A 17038-nucleotide genomic window follows, 5' to 3' on the forward strand; every position below is an offset into this window, starting at 1 on the left:
AAATGATGCTTGTTGAAGTGACGGCTGCAATGCTGCTTCTAGGACTTTTGCTTGGGTTTGTCGGGGCAGGGGGATCGGGTTTTATTATCGCGATCTTGACGGTTGCCTTCGGTTATCCGATTCATACGGCGCTTGGCACCGCTCTTGCGGCGATGTTCTTTTCCTCTTTATCCGGGTCCGTCAGCCATTACCGCGAAGGCAATATGATTCTGAAGACCGGCGCCATTGTTGGCCTGGCAGGCGCGGCAGGCGCCTGGGTCAGCTCGGGCTGGTCTTCCTTTATTCCGGAGGATCGGTTAGGCTGGATGACCTCCGGAATGCTGTTCAGCTCCGGTCTGGCTCTTTGGTTCAGAATGGCTTATCAGGCTAAGCATGGCGGGAAAAGCCCATCAGCGCCGATGCAGGCAAGCGGCATGAGGTTCTATGCGTCCGCTGCTTCTATCGGTTTGGTAACGGGGGCCTTGTCCGGCCTGTTCGGGATCGGATCAACTCCATTCATCCAGCTTGGGCTGATGCTCATGCTGGGCATGTCCATGCGGTTCGCGGCAGGAACAACCATGCTTGTTATTATGCCTATCGCGTTAGCGGGAGGAGCCGGTTATTACTCAATCGGATACTTGGACCTTCAGTTGCTGATCGCCGTTGTGATTGGCACGATGCTTGGCTCTTATATCGGCGCGAAATTCACGAAACGCGTGCCATCGGTTATGCTCAAGACCTGCATGGTGTTGACGCCAATGCTTGGCGCGGCGATTTTGCTCCTTTAAAAAGGATACCGGAAGGTCTTCAGCGAACTCCTTATTTATCCTAATGCGATTGAAGGGAGCTGTATGCAAGTGAGCAAGGATACTGCGTTAATGGTTATTGACGTTCAGAACGGCATGTTTCTCGAGGATTATCCTATTCATGAAGAGGAACAGCTGTTAAACCGTATTCAATTGCTCCTCGCCAAAGCGCGGGAGAGTCATAATCCGGTTATCTATGTCCAGCACAATGAGGAAGAGGGAGCACCCCTGGAAACCCATACACCGGGCTGGGAGATTCATACCGCAATTGCGCCGGCAGCCCAAGACCTAATTATTCAAAAGCACGTGCCTGATTCTTTCCGCGAGACTAATCTTCAGGATGAGCTGGACGCCAGAGGGATTAAAAAGCTGGTCCTGTCCGGTCTGCAGACGGACTTATGCGTTGACGCGACATGCCGGCGGGCAGTCGAACTGGGCTACGACGTTATTGTAGTGAAGGATGCCCACAGCACATGCGGACAAGGCTCCCGCAGCGCCGAACAGATCATTGAAGAATACAACCGCTCATTTGCCGAACGCGTCAAGCTCCTGGAAGCTTCAGAGGTTGAATTTATTTAGTGGGATTAATCATTAATCACATGAATGAAGAAGGGGTTTATCTGACAGATGGGTTATATTGAAGAAGTAACCAGGGATTTATATCGTTATCTTCCTCCGTTAACGGGCAAAGACGATCTCGATTCCTTCTGGAGCGCTACAATTGAACAGGCAAAGGCTGTACCGCTTCAACCGGAACGGACGGAGATTAATTATTCCGGCAAGCATGTCAAGGTTTACGATATCGCGTTTAACGGCCTCGATGAGACAAGAATCCGCGGCTGGCTTATTGTCCCCGCCTTTCTGAAGCAAGAAAAATATCCGTGCCTTATCCATTACCATGGCTTCTCGGGAAGCCGGGGAGAGCCTGCCGGTCATATGCATTGGACGATGATGGGCATGGCCGTTCTAGCGGTGGACTGCCGGGACCAGGGCGGCCCAACGGGCAACAGCGCCAGCTATACGCATGGCTTCCTCTCGAATGTCGCCAGCAAAGGCGTGCATAACAAATGGGAATATTATTACCGGTATGCTTACATGGATTGTCTCAAAGCCATCGATTTCGCTTGCGCGCAGGCGGATATCGATGCGGACAAGATTGTCATTGAAGGCGGAAGCCAAGGCGGGGCGCTGGGCATGGCGGTCGTAGCCTTGGATAACCGTCCGAAGCTGGCTATGGTCGACGTTCCGAGCAACAGCAATCTGGTCGCCCGCATTGAAGGGAATCACGGAGCGTTTGGCGCGGTAGCCGAATACTTGAAGAGGCATCCGGAGCAAACCGATCTTGTCATGGATAACTTAAGCTATTTCGATACGATGAATCTGGCTCACCGGATTAAGTGCCCCGTGCTTGCCTCGGTTGCGCTTAAGGACGAGACTTGTCCGGCTCAAATGTATTTCGCCACCTACAATCGGATTCAAACGGAGAAAGAGATCGTCATTTATCCGTTTAACGGGCACGAAGGCGGAGGCGGCAGGCAGACCGAAGTCAAGCTGGCCTATCTGGCCGAACATTTCAGCGAATGGTTTGAATAAAAAAGAACAAAAGGAGCTTATGCTCAACGATGTCTCGTTGGCATAAGCTCCTTTTGTTGGTTTACGGCAAGGTCGCGAGATACGGCTTCACGGTTCTGGCCAATAGATAATTGCCGGATGCGTCCCAGTTAATGGACCAGGTCATAGCGCCGCGGAAATCCGGATATTTCGCTACCGGCTTATAAGTGCCGCAATCGCTGCCGGTTGCCAGACATTTAACGGCTTGGTTTACAACCGCAGGAGCGACATAACCGCCGCCTGCCGCCGATGTAGTAGCCGGTACGCCAATACCGAGCTGCGACGGGGCAACCCATTGCAGCGTAAGGTCGGAAAGGGCGGTCAGGAAATCAACGGTGCCTTGGGAGTAACATTTGCCGTCACGGCCAAGCATGCAGCCGGAGTTATAGTACTGAACATTAATGACCGAAGTGATATCCTTCAGGTTGTTATAAAGCTGCATATAAGAGGTATTCGCATTTTGCATGTCAATGGTTTGCGGCGCCATGGTCAGAACAAAGCCGGGGCCGGCTTTTTGCTGAAGCTGGCGGACCGCGGAGGTGAGATTCGCTACATTCATGCCGTTCTCCAGATCGATATCGATGCCGTCGAAACCAAACTGGGTAAGGAGGCCGTACATGCTGTCGACAAAGTTAGTCACGTTAGGCGAAGCGCTATTCAAATTAATGTTGCCTTTCTCGCCGCCAACGGACAAAATGACTTTTTTTCCTTGCGCATGCTTTTGGCTGATCTCGCTAATAAGATTGGCGTTGGTATAGCCGCCAAGCGCCGAGGACAAGCCCGAATCCACGCTGAACGTGACTCCGCCGGGTTTGGTCTGATCCATCTCGGCAAAGGACACAACGATAATATCGTATTCGCTTGGCACATCGCCAAGCTTTACGTTAGTAGCTCCATTCACGAAGTTCTGCCAGTAACCCGTCAGCGTATGCTTCGGCAGACTGCCGCCGCCCGTATTCGCTGGACTTGTAGTGACGCTTAAGGCGTTGCTTGCCGCGGATACATTTCCGGCCGCGTCTTTCGCTTTGACCGTAAAGCTATAAGCAGTAGAAGCGGTAAGTCCCGTCACGTTAGCGGATGTTCCTGTGACGGATAAAACAAGCGTGGTTCCTCTGTAGACATCATAGCCGGTTACGCCGACATTATCGGTGGAAGCATTCCAGGCAAGCGATACGCTGGTTGAAGTGGTTGCCGTTGAACGCAAGCTGGCAGGGGCGGAAGGGACTGTCTGGTCGGCTGTGGGGGCTAAGGTTGTTGCGCTAACCGCGGTGCTTGCTGCCGAGGCGTTGCCGGCCGCATCCTTCGCTTTTACGGTAAAGGAGTATGAAGTGCTGGCGCTAAGCCCGGTATTGGTAAAGGCAAGCGTGCTGGAGTTCGTGCTGCCGGCAAGTATGGTTCCGCGATAGACATCGTAGCCGGTTACTCCCACATTATCGGTAGATGCATTCCATGCGATCGTGACGCTGGATGAGGTGGTTGAGGTAACCCGGACATTACCAGGTACGCTTGGCGCTGTCGTATCCCCGCCACCGCCTTGAACGGGATTCCAAAGGGCCGGTACAACGGGAGGCTCCCAGCCTGTTAAGGAAGTATGGCTCTGAATGCATTTGTAGGTTGTACCGTTGTATGTAACGGTGTCGTTCACGGCATAGGACACATTGGGTGCCCAGGTACCGCGGTCTGCCGCATTTGCTGCCGCGGGAATAAACGTCAGCAGCAGGGACAGCACCAAAACAAAGGATAGTAGTCTGCGAGTGAAGGCGTGATGAGATTGGGCAAGTTTCATCATTAATTCCTCCTATTCAAACATGAACTATCTTGCAAAACTATTATTAAATGGTAAAGGGTTTCTCTCAAGGAGGAAAAACGTACGATCCCGGGATACTATTTCATTCGGAGAGTGACGCCATATGGTTACCCTGTATTTGCGCGAACCGATTTATTTGTGACGCAAGGCATAATCACGCGCGTTGGTCAGACGGAGGAGATTGCGCAGGCGGCTCTGTTCCCGGCTTCGGATGAATCGAGCTTCGACAACGGCGTTGTTTTTGCCGCGGACGCGGGCTGGACGGCAGGCTTCTAATCCGGATCCTAAAATAAACACTTGCTTAGGTTTGCAACTTTTTTTCTGCTCAGATGATGCTATACTTATAAGACTGGAAATTGCGATAAACCGACAGTCATGAGGTGTAGCAGGATAATGAACGAGAATGATCTTAGAATTATAAAGACGAAGAGGGCTTTGCACGAGGCTTTGCTTGCCTTGCTTAAGAAGCAGACACTGGAGTCGATCTCCGTCTCCATGCTGTGCCGGGAGGCCGGCGTCAATCGGGGAACCTTCTATTTGCATTACAACGATGTAGGGGCGTTATTCGACGAGCATCTGAATAACCTGCTTAAAGATCTCGAGGAGTCCTATTACGAGCCTTACCGGCATGTGACGGAACTGAATCACACCATGCTCGACCCCGGAACCATCCGGATATTCCATCATGTGAAAAAGTACCAGCCCTTCTATGAAATCGTGTTCGATAAGAGATCCTCCATTTCCTACTACTACTCATTATTCGAGAAAATTAAGGCGCTCATCATTGAAAGCACCGGGCTAAAAGGGCAGAGCAATTCGTTTATTGTTGCGTATCAGGTGAATGCCATCATGGGGCTGTTGATCCAATGGAATGAGGAAGGCTTCAGCCAGACGCCGGAGCATATGAGCGTTCAACTGAGCCATATTTTCAAAACGATGTATCAAGCCCCCGTCCTTTAAACACGAAACCGCGGGGCACGCGGTTTTTTGTTTTGCGCCGCACTGAAAAATAAATAGCTTGACTTTCCGAGGCGTTCACACCGGGGCTTGACAGCCGTGTGCTATCGAAGCCGATTTGACCGGGGCCAATCTGGAGAAGGCCGATTTGCGGGATTCTGATCTCTCGATGGCCGTGCTGGCCAAAGCGAAGCTGCAAGATACCGATGTCAGAGGGGCTAAGATGGAGGGGGTGGATTTCAAATCCATCTCGGTTGCGGGATTGAGAATGGACCGCGAGCAAACCGTCTTATTTGCGATGTCGCACGGCGCGAAGATAAAGTGAACGCTCGTCGTTTGGGCTATTATTTATTCAGTACGATTTAAAATTGTTTTGCAGATGAATAGAAAAGCGCTTGACGGTTCATTCTAATCAAAGCTATTATAGACACATGAAGTCTGTGATTAGGAGCTCATCATCATGAAATATTCAAAAGCGACGAACTACGCCTTACACACCATGGCCTTTCTCATTGCAGCTGCACCGGACAGACCGGTTGGCGTTCAGCAGCTTGCGGATAAGCAGGGTTTATCGCCTACGTATCTTTCGAAGATCTTGACCAAGCTTGTAAAAGCGGGGCTGATTGAGTCGGCTTCCGGAGCGAATGGCGGTTACCGTCTGAGAGGAAAGAAGGAAGACCTTTCTTTTCTGGACGTTATTCATGCGATTGAGGGGACTACTTCGATCTTCGAATGCTGCGGCAGCGGGAATCCGGAATGCCAGATTCACCAAGTGATGCTGACGGCTGAAGATGCCATGGAACAGCATTTGAGAAATACGAAGCTTGTGGATCTGATGAAATAAAGCCGCATTGCCTTGGCATTTTTCAGGGCAATGTCCTTTTTTGCCTATATCACAGACATTAAGAGTCTTTAAAGTCTACGAAATTCATGAACAAGGAGGGTATTCATTGATGAAATACGATGTTGCCATTATCGGAGGCGGGCCGGCTGGCCTGAACGCAGCACTGGTGCTGGGCAGGGCAAGAAAGACGGTTGCCCTATTCGACAACGCAAGGCCGAGGAATCGGGTAACGCATGCTTCCCATGGCTTTATTACGAGGGACGGGGTGAAACCCTCGGAATTTCGGCGTATCGCCTATGAAGAGGTGCTTGGTTATCCGACGGTTAAGCATTGGGAGATTGGCGTGACGGATATCCGGAGCTCGGAAGAAGGATTCGTCATCGACACCTCGGCAGGGGAACAAGTTCAAGCGGGCAAGATCATCTTAGCCGGAGGATTGAGAGAAGAACTGCCCGAGATTAAAGACATCCGGGAATTCTACGGGAAAAGCTTATTCGCCTGTCCGTTCTGCGATGGCTGGGAGTTAAGAGACCAGGCACTGGTTATCATTTCGGATCAACCGCATGCCTTTCATAAAGTGAAGCTGCTTCAGAACTGGAGCCGCGATTGTATCGTATGCACGAACGGAGCTGCAGAAGCTCTAAATGTTGAGCAGAGGGAGCAGCTTGCAGCTAGAGGCATAACCGTTATCGATACGCCAATCTCGTTTTTGTCAGGGCAAAACGGCATGCTGGAACGGGTTCATTTTACGGATGGCACGTCGATTGAACGCAGCGGGGGCTTTATTGACCCGGCACAAATTCCAAACCTCGATTTTAGCGAGGCGTTAGGTTACGACACGATGGAAAACGGAGCTGTTATCACGAACGAGATGGGAAAAACCACGGTTGAAGGCGTGTACGCCGCGGGGGATGCCGCTTATGTGATGCCTTCGCAATTGATTTATGCCGCTGCTTCGGGCAGCAAGGCGGCTATGGCCGTAATGGCCGATCTTACGGAAGAGAATTGGAAGCTTCTGTAAAGGGTTTTTGTCCTCCTTGCCGAATACTTTGGGATAACGATTTCCAATTTATCCGGAGGAGGACTGCGTATTGCCTTTTTTTATGAGGACGATGATGAAGGTATTGCGGGTACCCAAACGAACCATCTTCATCGTGGTCATCGCCTTTGTATTCGGCAGCGCCACCATTGCGTACGCCATTGAGCCAACGACCTTTCATACCTGGTTCAACGCGCTTTACTGGGTCATGACGACGATGGCGACGGTAGGATACGGCGATTATTTCGCGAAAACCGTTTGGGGCAAAATTTTCACTTTGTTTATTTACGTATTCGGCATCGGTCTGCTCAGCTTGATTATCGGTAAAATCATCGATCTTTTATCCACCGTATATAAACATTGGGAGGCAGGGAAATTGAACTTTCACGGAAAAGACCACATCATTCTCATTAACTGGAGCAAGAAAGCCCAATATGCGATAGAGGAAATTTTGTCCTTCTCGCCAGCCTCTCATATTGTCGTGATCGATGAAGCCGATAAGCATCCCGTCACGGACCGTGCCGAGATTCATTTCATAAGCGGAGATCCCTCCTCGGAGGAGGTGCTGGAGAAGGCAATGCTCAAGCAGGCAAAGGCGGTTATTATCTTTGCGGATACTCGGATTGACGAGCCGGCCCTTGCAGACGGCAAGACGTTATTAATCGCCTCCAGCATCGAACGGATGCATCCCGCGATCCATACGACGGTGGAGATCACGCAGGAGAAGAACACGAAAAATTTCCGGCATGTCCATGTCAACGATTTTGTCCTGTCCTACGATGCCGTCTCCAGGCTGGCGGTTCGGGCTGCGCTTCAGCAGGGAAGCTCGGAAATAATAAACCAGTTGATCCGGCGGGAGGTTGGTGACGATATATACGAAATTCCGGTCAGACCGGAATGGAAAACCTACAAGGATGCCTTCCAGGGGGCATTGGCGCAGGGAGCAACGCTTCTGTCCGATCGGGGGGATCTTGGCATTAACCGCAAATTAAACGATCCGATTCCGCCGGATGCCAGATTATATGTCGTATCGGATGAGCAGACGTACCGGAAGCTGTTGACAACCTAGAAGCAATAAGGAGATTGAGGCATGACCGAATTTTGGGAAGCAAGCTTTGTTGAAAATCAGACCATGTGGGGCTATGAGCCATCCGACTCGACGATTCTGACCAAGGACTATTTCCTTGAGAAGAGCGTGAAGGAGATTTTGATGCCGGGGATCGGTTATGGGAGAAACGCAAAAATATTTCTAGATAACGGCATAAAGGTAACGGGGATCGAGATTTCCCAAACCGCCATTGACCTCGCAAAAAAAGCAGGGCTGACCGTCCCTATCTTTCACGGTTCGGTAGAGGATATGCCGTACGATAGCAAGCTGTATGACGGGATTTACAGTTATGCGCTTCTTCATTTACTGAGTCCCGAAGCGAGGGGGACGTTTATCAAGGCTTGCTATAATCAGTTAAAGCCTGACGGTTATATGGTTTTTACGACGATATCGAAGGATGCTCCCATGTACGGTAAAGGCAAACAGCTGGACAAGGACTATTATGAGATCATGGAAGGTCTCAAGATGTTCTTTTACGACACGGACTCCATTCGTCAAGAGTTCGGGCACTATGGGCTGTTCGAAATAACGGAAATGGTCGAGCCGAACAAACACGCGCCTAATAAACCGCCATTTACATTCTTGATGATAAAATGCCAAAAACGATAATGACATGCGAAACGGCAGCTACGGCTGTCGTTTCTGCGTTGCAGACCGTTATAATAGAAAAGGTGGAAGGAGTGTATTCATGAAGGTTATCGTTATCGGGGCAGGGATACTTGGCGCTTCAACGGCTTATCACTTGGCGAAGAACGGCGCCGAGGTTCTTCTTATAGATCGCAAGGACAAGGGACAGGCTACGGATGCCGCTGCCGGCATCATCTGCCCATGGCTGTCGCAAAGACGGAATAAAGCCTGGTACGAGCTTGTCAAGGGCGGAGCGCGTTATTACCCGGCGTTAATTGCGGAATTGGAGGCCGAAGGGGAGACCGATACGGGTTACGCCCGGGTAGGAGCCCTCGGCATACATACGGATCCGGATAAAATCGCAAAAATGGCGGAGCGGGCTTACGAAAAGCGTAAAGACGCGCCGGAGATCGGCAGCATAACTTCCCTTGACGAGAACGCAACGAGGGAGCGGTTCCCGCTGCTAGCGGAAGGCTTTTCATCCGTGCATATCGGCGGGGCTGCACGAGTGGACGGCCGGGCGCTGCGCGATGCGCTCATTAGGTCGGCTATTCGGAATGGAGCGGAAATGATTTTCGGCGATGCTAGATTGGCCTGCGAAGCGAACAGGGTTACAGGCGTTACGAGCGGTTCCATTTTCTATGGGGCTGATAAGGTTGTCGTCTGCGCGGGAGCTTGGGCAGGGTCTTTGCTGGAGCCTCTTGGGCTGGATTTCCAAGTCAGCTATCAGAAAGCCCAAATCATGCATGTACAGCTGAAGAACAATGAGCACCGGACTGACAGCTGGCCTGTTGTTATGCCGCCAACGGATCAGTATCTTCTTGCTTTCGACGAGCAGCGAATAGTCATTGGGGCGACGCACGAGAATGATATTGCCGGTTATGATACGCGGATAACGCCTGGAGGCATGCAGGAGGTATTGAATAAGGGGCTAACTCTTGCTCCGGAGCTTGCCGACAGTACATTCCTGGAGGTACGCGTAGGCTTCCGTCCATTTACCGCGGATTTTCTGCCGGTATTTGGCGCCGTTCCGGGTTGGGATCATTTGCTTATCGGCAACGGGCTTGGCGCATCCGGTCTAACGGCCGGCCCGTTTATCGGCTGCCAGCTGGCGAAGCTGGCTTTGGGGCTGGACACGGAAGTGGATGAAGCCCCGTATGAAATTCGCAAAGCTCTGGGAGAGCCAAGCGCCGAATAGAGCAAAGGCAGCCCGCGGGCTGCCTTTTTGGCGCTATAATTACTTCGCTTGCAGGGTATGATTGGCATGGTATTCGCGGTAGATCGGGTTTTCGCCGCATATCATAAGGCCTTGTCCCCAGTTGACATGCGTATCCAAAGTCGGGACATCCATCGGATCGCGGTATTGGAACAGCACGTTGCGGCGGTTGCGGGTACTGCGGTTGACGTCCGAGCCGTGAACCGTCAAATAGTTGAAGAAGAGAACGTCCCCGGCTTTGGCTGGGCAAGGCGTCGCCATCGAGATGGGATATTCCCGGTGATCCAGGTAATGGCGTCCGACATGCGGCATCATGCCGTTCTTGTGCGTGCCCGGGATGACGCATAGACAGCCGTTCTCCATATCGGAATCATCCAGGTGAACGCTTGCCGCCAGCATGGTGTGGCTCGCATGAGGGAAGTAAGGAGCATCCTGGTGCAGCGGGAAGGCCGCGCCGTTTTCGGGAGGCTTTACGAGCATTTTGCTATGATGCAGCTGAACGTTCGGACCGATCAATTGGGATAAGACGGCAGCCATATTCGGATGAATGGCCGCGCGCATGAAGGCCGCGTCATGGTATTGAACGTCATGGAAGCCCTTCAAGACGAGCTTCTTCAGCTGCTCCGGCGGCAAGTACTCCCCTTGCCAGGTATGGTTGGCATCAAACTTCGATTGAGCGGCACGATTCAGAATGCCGTCAATGGCTTTTCTCATATCCTCAACCTCTTGCTGCGAGAATAAGCCTTGAACCAAGAGATAGCCGTTTTCTTTGTAAAATTCTACATCGTTTTGATTAATCATTTTTTTCGCTCCTCTGCTTGAATGGTTGGTAAGCGATTACTTATACTCTAATTATAGGATTGTTGGCATCAGGTGTATTTAGCTAAAAAAGCCATCCTTTTAAGAATTTACGCCAGGATGTGAAGAAATGAATATAGAAGCCATTGATAAAGGCAGCCGTTTTTTAAACGAAATGCTTACGAAATGCAAGGCAAGCGGGCTCGCATTCAGGGTTCACTATTGGGACTGGAGATCGAAGCATTACAGCAACCATATCCATAAACATTCCTATTATGAAGTTTGCTATGTCTTTTCGGGCGAAGGCGAATACCAGGATGAGGATACCGTTTATGGCCTTGAGGCAGGGACGTTGTTCGTTTCACGGCCTGGTGTCTGGCACCAGATCCGCAGCGAGAACGGGATGGGGCTTATCTACGTGGCTTACGAGCTCGACCCGAATGGCTCGCGCGAAGAGGAATTGCGCCGCTACGGCAGTAACCTGGAATCGGGTAACGTGGTATTTAAGAATGCCGATTATACGCGGTCTATCCATTATTGGCTTGGATTGTACCATCATGCGTCCTGCCAGCCATACAACGAGATCGAGGACCTGACCACAATGGCCGGCTTGCTGCTTTCGAGTCTGGTGCAGCCTTACGGTCAGGATGGAAACGCATCCGCGCCAAACCCGGCCAGGTCGACCGATTCCACCCGTTATGCGGTTCTACGCCAGTCGAAGCAATACATTAGAGACAATCTTTCAAGGCCGCTCAAGATTGAGGAGGTTGCGGATTATATGAATTTGTCAACCAGGCAGCTATCGCGTTTGTTTCAGATGGACGGGGGAGATACCTTCTTGGCCTATTTGCGCAATGAGCGGTTAAAGCATGCGGAGATCTTATTGAAAACCTCCCTCGCTTCGCTCAAGGAAATTGCCGCGGATTCCGGCTTTCAGTCGGTTCATTATTTTACGAACGTATTTACGGAACAGATGGGGATTCCGCCCGGCGAATACAGGAGACGGCATCTGGACTAGCATGCAGGAAAGCTCTGGAGCGGATAAAGGAATAGCCGGAACGATACAGAATTGTTCTTAGGGATTACAACCAATTGGAAGGGAATGTTGATATGAACGTGTATAACGACGCTTCAGACATTGCAAACCCAAGCACAGGCCATCTGCTGGCCGATATTCCGGCGCATGACCCGTTCGTCGTAGCGGATAAGACTACGGAAACCTATTATTTGTATACGGGCGGCGGACCGAGGATTCATGGCATGGATCGTTATGGCGTGCTCGCTTATAAAAGCAAGGATCTCGTCAATTGGGAAGGACCGTATGCGGTGTTCGCGATTCCAGACGGAATATGGGCGAATCCGATGCATGGCGCTTGGGCGCCGGAGGTTCATGCGTACAAAGGCAGATATTATCTTTTTGTTACTTTGCATAATAACGATAAGAAACTGGAAGGACAGGGGAACGGGGGGTATCCGCTTCAATGGCGCGGCTCCGTTATCGCCGTATCCGATTCTTTGGAGGGACCGTTCGAGATCATCAAGCGGGATGCTCCGGTTCCGCCGGAAGAGCATATGACGCTCGATGGCACCTTGTACATGGACGAAGAAGGAAAGCCTTGGATGGTTTATTGTCATGAGTGGGTGCAGACGGCGGACGGAACCGTCGAAGCGGTAAGATTGACGGACGATTTGAGCGATCGGGCATCGGATCCCATCCATTTGTTTTACGGCTCGGAAGCCCCGTGGGATAACGGCGATCATAAAGTCGACGGTACACCGTCGGTCTATGTAACCGACGGCTGCCAACTCTACCGGACCAAGGACGGCAATCTGACCATGTTATGGTCTACCTACGATAAGGGGAGTTATGTCCAGACCATTGCGCGTTCAACGACGGGCAAGCTGGAAGGACCGTGGGAGCAGCTGGCGCCGCTTGTTTTCGACGACAGCGGTCACGGCATGCTTTTCCAAACGTTTGACGGGGAATGGAAGCTGATTCTCCACTCTCCGTTCAAGATGCCCGATTCCCGCTGCAAGCTGTACGATGCGGTGGACGAAGGGGATTCGTTCCGGCTTAAGTAACTATTCGAATTTGAAGGTGAACAGACGCATGGCTGATATAGAAGCACTCATTACGATTCTCAGCTTTAAGGAAAACATTGGCCGACAAAGGCCGGCATATTCGGGATATCGGCCAGCCCATCTGGTGCAACCCGACTATTTAACGACAGGTGAACACCAGTATGAGAGCGGTATCGTTGAACCGGGGGAAACAGTAAAGGGAACGATTACCTTTATTACGCCTGAAGTGTATCCCAATAGTCTTTGGATTGGGAAAATCATTAAGCTTCAGGAAGGCTCCCGGTTAATTGGCTATGCGGAAGTAACTAATATTTTTAATGAGCTTTTGAGAAAAAAGGAATCTGGAAGCGGCAACCCGTTATGAACAGATTCCTGTCTCTTATTTAAGCCTAGCATCGCGAAATTGCCGGGGGGTAACCCCGGTTTTTTTCTTGAACAGGCGGTAGAAGAACTTTAGGTCCGAGTAGCCTACCGCGCCGGCAATGTCCTCCACGCTGCTTCGGCTGGAGGTCAGAAGCTTGCAAGCCGCATCCATGCGGATGCCCTGCATATATTCAACAAAGCTCATGCCGGTCTGACGGCGGAATAAGCGGCTGAATTGACGCTCGCTAAGCCGTGCCTGCGCGGCCAGCTCTCCAAGCTTAAGCTCGGCTGAATAGTGAGCGTCGATATACGCGATAGCCTCGTCGACGCTAATCCATTGCGGACGTTCTCCGGGAGGTGCGCCGTTCTGCAGTTTGTGCCGGTAAAGTTCCGTCAGGATTCGCATAACAAGAGAGGCGAGCATCACGAGATAACCAGGCGGCTTGGCCGCAAACTCCTGATGGAGCTCGCGGAACATCGAATGAAATTCGCCGGCAGGATCCTTCACGGAAAACCAGGTCAAATTCTCATCCGCAAAGCAAGCATAGATCTCCGAGAATGGGGGAAAACCGTTCCGCAATTCGGCCAGGTACGAAGCCGGAAATATGCAATTGTAAACGATGAGAGGCCGGTCTTTCTTGGGCGTTTTCGGCCGGAATACATGACTTTGCCCGACGGGGATAAAAAATAGCGTCCCATGCTCAACCGGCACGGCTTCGCCGGCAATATAATGAACGCCGGCACCCTCGCTGACGTAAGTAATTTCCACGAATTCATGCGAATGCTCATCCATGTCAAAGCTTTCGTAGGCGCGGTTAACATAAAGCGGTACGCCAGGCTCGAAAAAAGACGCAGCCGACATGACATAGGTGCTTCGTTTTGCGCTCATCGCTCAGGCTCCTTTTCAACTGCGGAAAATATCTGTCTCTATCGTACGAAACCGTTTGCAAGATGTCCAGATACCCCTATGAAAATGTCCGGATCATCCCCTGAATGTCATTCTATCCTGCCCTACAATCAAGTTAATGCTTAGCATACTAGATTGCGGGAAGGGGACTATCGAATATGTCTTTATTGCAAGTAAACCATTTGCGCAGCGAATACCTGCGCAATCCCATCGGACTCGGAGTTGCATCGCCTCGTATCAGCTGGCAGCTTCAATCAAATGACGTTCATGTGCTTCAGCTCGCTTATCGGATTCAGGTATCCTGCGGATTGGACGGGTTTGATGAGCTGGAGCTGGTATGGGATACGGGGCGCATAGAATCGGAGCAGTCGACGTTGATCGAATACGGCGGGCAGCCGCTGCAAGCAAGAGGCCGTTACTATTACCGGGTGAAGTCATGGGATAACAAAGGCAACGAATCGCAATGGAGCGAGGCTGCCTATTGGGAGATGGGGTTGCTCCAAGCCGCCGATTGGAAAGCATCATGGATAACGCCCGAAGCGTCATCTATCGATCCGCAGTCGGAGGAGATTTTTATGCTCCGCAAAAGCTTTGCGGCTCGCGGACCTATCCGCCGCGCAACCTTGTATGCGACTTCGCTTGGACTATACGAGCTTGAGCTGAACGGCCAACGGGTTGGCGATTGGGAATATACGCCGGGCTGGACGAGTTACTCGAGCAGGCTTCAAGTGCAAGCTTACGATGTGACGAAGCGGCTTGCGGCAGGCAGCAATGTAATCGGAGCTTCTCTGGCAAACGGATGGTACAAGGGAGATCTTGCCTGGAACAACCAGAAGAGCATTTACGGCAGCATTCGAGCCTTGCTCCTTCAGCTTCATATCGACTACGAAGACGGAACATCCGAAATCGTCGTCAGCGATAACTCTTGGCGCGCTTCAACCGGTCCGATCCTCATGTCGGAGCTGTATCATGGCGAAACCTATGATGCCCGGCTGGAAATTCAGGGCTGGTCGGGGCCGGACTTCAATGATCAGGCCTGGGCTGGCGTAACGGAGCTAGCTCAATCGAAGGATATCCTGGTGATGCAGGAAAACGAACCCGTGCGCATAACCGAAAAGCTGAAGCCTATCGCTCTTATTCATACCCCTGCCGGCGAAACCGTGCTCGATATGGGGCAAAACATGGTCGGGCGACTGCATTTCCGCATCGAGCTGCCGCCAGACACGGAGCTGACGATTCAGCATGCCGAGGTTCTGGACCGGGAAGGCAACTTCTATATCGGCAACTTGCGCAAAGCAAAGCAGACGGTGCGTTATATCTGCAAAGGCGGGGAAGAGGAATACGAACCGCATTTCTCGTTCCAAGGCTTCCGTTATGTCAAAATCGAGGGTTGGCCGCAGGATGCTGCGCTTAATCTGGATCAATTCACCGGACACGTCCTTCATACGGATATGGAGGCTTCGGGTGCTTTCGAATGCTCTCATCCCTTATTAAACAAGCTCCAGCAAAATATTGCATGGGGACAACGCGGCAATTTCCTGGATGTTCCGACGGACTGCCCGCAGCGCGATGAACGGCTTGGCTGGACGGGCGACGCTCAGGTCTTTATCCGTACCGCCGCCTTCAATTACGGCGTGGCACCGTTTTTCGCGAAATGGCTGCGCGACCTGAAGACGGATCAGCGCAGCGACGGGGGAGTGCCGTTTGTTATCCCGCATGTGCTGGACGAGAATTCTCACTCCTCCGCGGCTTGGGGAGACGCCGCGGTAATCTGTCCTTGGACGATCTACCTCAGCTACGGAGACAAGCGCGTGCTTGAAGAGCAGTATGACAGCATGAAGGCATGGGTCGAGTATATTCGCAAACAAGGCAGCGACGAATGCCTCTGGAATACCGGCTTCCACTTCGGCGATTGGCTGGGCCTGGACGCCAAGGAAGGGGACTACGTCGGCGCAACGCCAAGAGATCTGATCGCAACCTGTTATTATGCCTATTCCACGGAACTCTTCGTCAAAACCGCCGAGGTGCTTGGCCGCACGGACGATGCCGAGCACTATCGCGAGCTTTACAACCGTATTGTAGCGGCCTTCGAGCGCGAATTCCTAACCCCTAACGGGAGGCTTGCCGCTCATACGCAGACCGCTCATGTACTGCCGCTGATGTTTGGACTCGTCAAAGGTTCGGTGCGCGACAGGCTGGCCAAAACGCTGGCAGACTACGTAACGGAGCAAAAGTTCCATCTGACGACCGGCTTTGTGGGAACGCCTTACCTGAGTCATGTATTGTCCGAGAACGGCTATCATGACGTGGCGGTTAAGCTGGTGCAGCAGGAGGATTACCCGTCCTGGCTCTATTCCATTCATCAAGGGGCGACAACGATTTGGGAGCATTGGGACGGCATAAAAGCGGACGGTACCTTCTGGAGCGACGATATGAACTCCTATAACCATTACGCTTACGGCTCTATCGGGGAATGGCTGTACAGGGTGGTAGCCGGACTTGATCTGGATGAATCCCAGCCGGGCTATAAGCATATTATTTTCCGTCCGCGCACGGATTCCGGCCTTACTTACGCGAAAGCCTCCTATAAATCCGTTTATGGATTGATCCGCAGCGGGTGGAGTGCAGGAGTGGACGGTGCTGTGAGCTACGAGTTTGAGCTTCCTCCCAATACGACTGCCGAAGTGAGATTGCAAGGTGCGCTGCCTGATGCCATCTCGGTCAATGGCGCCGATCTTCGCACGGCTTCCGGCGTTATTGATTTCCGGGAGGAAGGCGGATTGCTTGTGCTTTCCCTCGGCTCAGGCATCTACCGTGTTCAGACTCGAGCCATAGTAACCGTATAACAGATCTATCTATTCTATTGTTGTGACAAAAACAAAACCGTTCCCTTT

General features: G+C 51.8%; 17 protein-coding genes and 1 pseudogene. 15 read left to right on the plus strand and 3 right to left on the minus strand.

Annotation, left to right across the window (positions count from 1 at the left end; all coding sequences use genetic code 11):
- Positions 1–5 precede the first annotated feature (5 nt).
- From EV294_RS18250 to EV294_RS18260, 3 genes are all read left to right on the plus strand, one after another.
- Entirely contained in the window at positions 6–767 is a 762-nt protein-coding gene (locus EV294_RS18250; protein WP_481856084.1) for a sulfite exporter TauE/SafE family protein, read from the plus strand.
- Positions 768–836: 69 nt separating this feature from the next.
- Entirely contained in the window at positions 837–1364 is a 528-nt protein-coding gene (locus EV294_RS18255; RefSeq protein WP_132309306.1) for a cysteine hydrolase family protein, read from the plus strand.
- 48 nt (positions 1365–1412) lie between these two features.
- Positions 1413–2378 (plus strand): acetylxylan esterase, encoded by a 966-nt coding sequence (locus tag EV294_RS18260; protein ID WP_132309308.1) that lies wholly within the window; start codon positions 1413–1415, stop codon positions 2376–2378.
- 61 nt (positions 2379–2439) lie between these two features.
- Here the strand turns inward: EV294_RS18260 and EV294_RS18265 are convergent, their stop codons facing one another.
- The gene (locus tag EV294_RS18265; protein ID WP_132309310.1) at positions 2440–4185 is read right to left on the minus strand and encodes a fibronectin type III domain-containing protein; all 1746 of its coding nucleotides are present in this window, start codon (positions 4183–4185) and stop codon (positions 2440–2442) included.
- Positions 4186–4341: 156 nt separating this feature from the next.
- Between EV294_RS18265 and EV294_RS18270 the strand changes: the two are divergent.
- The 8 genes and pseudogenes from EV294_RS18270 to EV294_RS18305 all read left to right on the plus strand — a co-directional run.
- Positions 4342–4479, plus strand: a pseudogene (locus tag EV294_RS18270) (3-ketoacyl-ACP reductase); the annotation flags it as partial.
- Positions 4480–4596: 117 nt separating this feature from the next.
- Complete coding sequence (locus tag EV294_RS18275) at positions 4597–5163, plus strand: TetR/AcrR family transcriptional regulator (RefSeq protein ID WP_132309312.1); 567 nt, start codon at positions 4597–4599, stop codon at positions 5161–5163.
- Between the two features lie 115 nt (positions 5164–5278).
- A complete protein-coding gene (locus EV294_RS18280) occupies positions 5279–5485 on the plus strand; it encodes a pentapeptide repeat-containing protein (protein ID WP_243867465.1) in 207 nt (68 codons plus the stop codon).
- Positions 5486–5620: 135 nt separating this feature from the next.
- On the plus strand, positions 5621–6004 hold the full coding sequence (locus tag EV294_RS18285; RefSeq protein ID WP_132309313.1) for an Rrf2 family transcriptional regulator: 384 nt from the start codon (positions 5621–5623) through the stop codon (positions 6002–6004).
- A gap of 109 nt (positions 6005–6113) precedes the next feature.
- Positions 6114–7025, plus strand: coding sequence for an NAD(P)/FAD-dependent oxidoreductase (locus EV294_RS18290; protein ID WP_132309315.1), 912 nt, complete (start codon positions 6114–6116; stop codon positions 7023–7025).
- Between the two features lie 70 nt (positions 7026–7095).
- Complete coding sequence (locus tag EV294_RS18295) at positions 7096–8112, plus strand: potassium channel family protein (RefSeq protein WP_132309317.1); 1017 nt, start codon at positions 7096–7098, stop codon at positions 8110–8112.
- A 21-nt stretch (positions 8113–8133) separates the two neighbouring features.
- On the plus strand, positions 8134–8760 hold the full coding sequence (locus EV294_RS18300; RefSeq protein ID WP_132309319.1) for a class I SAM-dependent methyltransferase: 627 nt from the start codon (positions 8134–8136) through the stop codon (positions 8758–8760).
- A 79-nt stretch (positions 8761–8839) separates the two neighbouring features.
- Positions 8840–9976, plus strand: coding sequence for an NAD(P)/FAD-dependent oxidoreductase (locus EV294_RS18305; RefSeq protein WP_132309321.1), 1137 nt, complete (start codon positions 8840–8842; stop codon positions 9974–9976).
- A 39-nt stretch (positions 9977–10015) separates the two neighbouring features.
- Here the strand turns inward: EV294_RS18305 and EV294_RS18310 are convergent, their stop codons facing one another.
- Positions 10016–10795, minus strand: a complete 780-nt coding sequence (locus EV294_RS18310; RefSeq protein ID WP_132309323.1) for a phytanoyl-CoA dioxygenase family protein — start codon at positions 10793–10795, stop codon at positions 10016–10018.
- A 127-nt stretch (positions 10796–10922) separates the two neighbouring features.
- Here EV294_RS18310 and EV294_RS18315 point away from each other — a divergent pair, with 127 nt between their 5' ends.
- From EV294_RS18315 to EV294_RS18325, 3 genes are all read left to right on the plus strand, one after another.
- On the plus strand, positions 10923–11810 hold the full coding sequence (locus EV294_RS18315) for an AraC family transcriptional regulator (RefSeq protein ID WP_132309325.1): 888 nt from the start codon (positions 10923–10925) through the stop codon (positions 11808–11810).
- Positions 11811–11902: 92 nt separating this feature from the next.
- Complete coding sequence (locus EV294_RS18320; protein WP_132309327.1) at positions 11903–12874, plus strand: glycoside hydrolase family 43 protein; 972 nt, start codon at positions 11903–11905, stop codon at positions 12872–12874.
- Between the two features lie 28 nt (positions 12875–12902).
- Positions 12903–13238 (plus strand): hypothetical protein, encoded by a 336-nt coding sequence (locus EV294_RS18325; RefSeq protein WP_132309329.1) that lies wholly within the window; start codon positions 12903–12905, stop codon positions 13236–13238.
- 15 nt (positions 13239–13253) lie between these two features.
- On the opposite strand, the gene EV294_RS18330 is transcribed toward EV294_RS18325, so the two are convergent.
- Complete coding sequence (locus EV294_RS18330) at positions 13254–14126, minus strand: AraC family transcriptional regulator (protein WP_132309331.1); 873 nt, start codon at positions 14124–14126, stop codon at positions 13254–13256.
- Between the two features lie 176 nt (positions 14127–14302).
- Here EV294_RS18330 and EV294_RS18335 point away from each other — a divergent pair, with 176 nt between their 5' ends.
- Positions 14303–16990 (plus strand): alpha-L-rhamnosidase, encoded by a 2688-nt coding sequence (locus EV294_RS18335; RefSeq protein WP_132309333.1) that lies wholly within the window; start codon positions 14303–14305, stop codon positions 16988–16990.
- Positions 16991–17038 lie beyond the last annotated feature (48 nt).

It is taken from the genome of Paenibacillus sp. BK033 (genome assembly GCF_004345425.1).
GTDB lineage: Bacteria > Bacillota > Bacilli > Paenibacillales > Paenibacillaceae > Pristimantibacillus.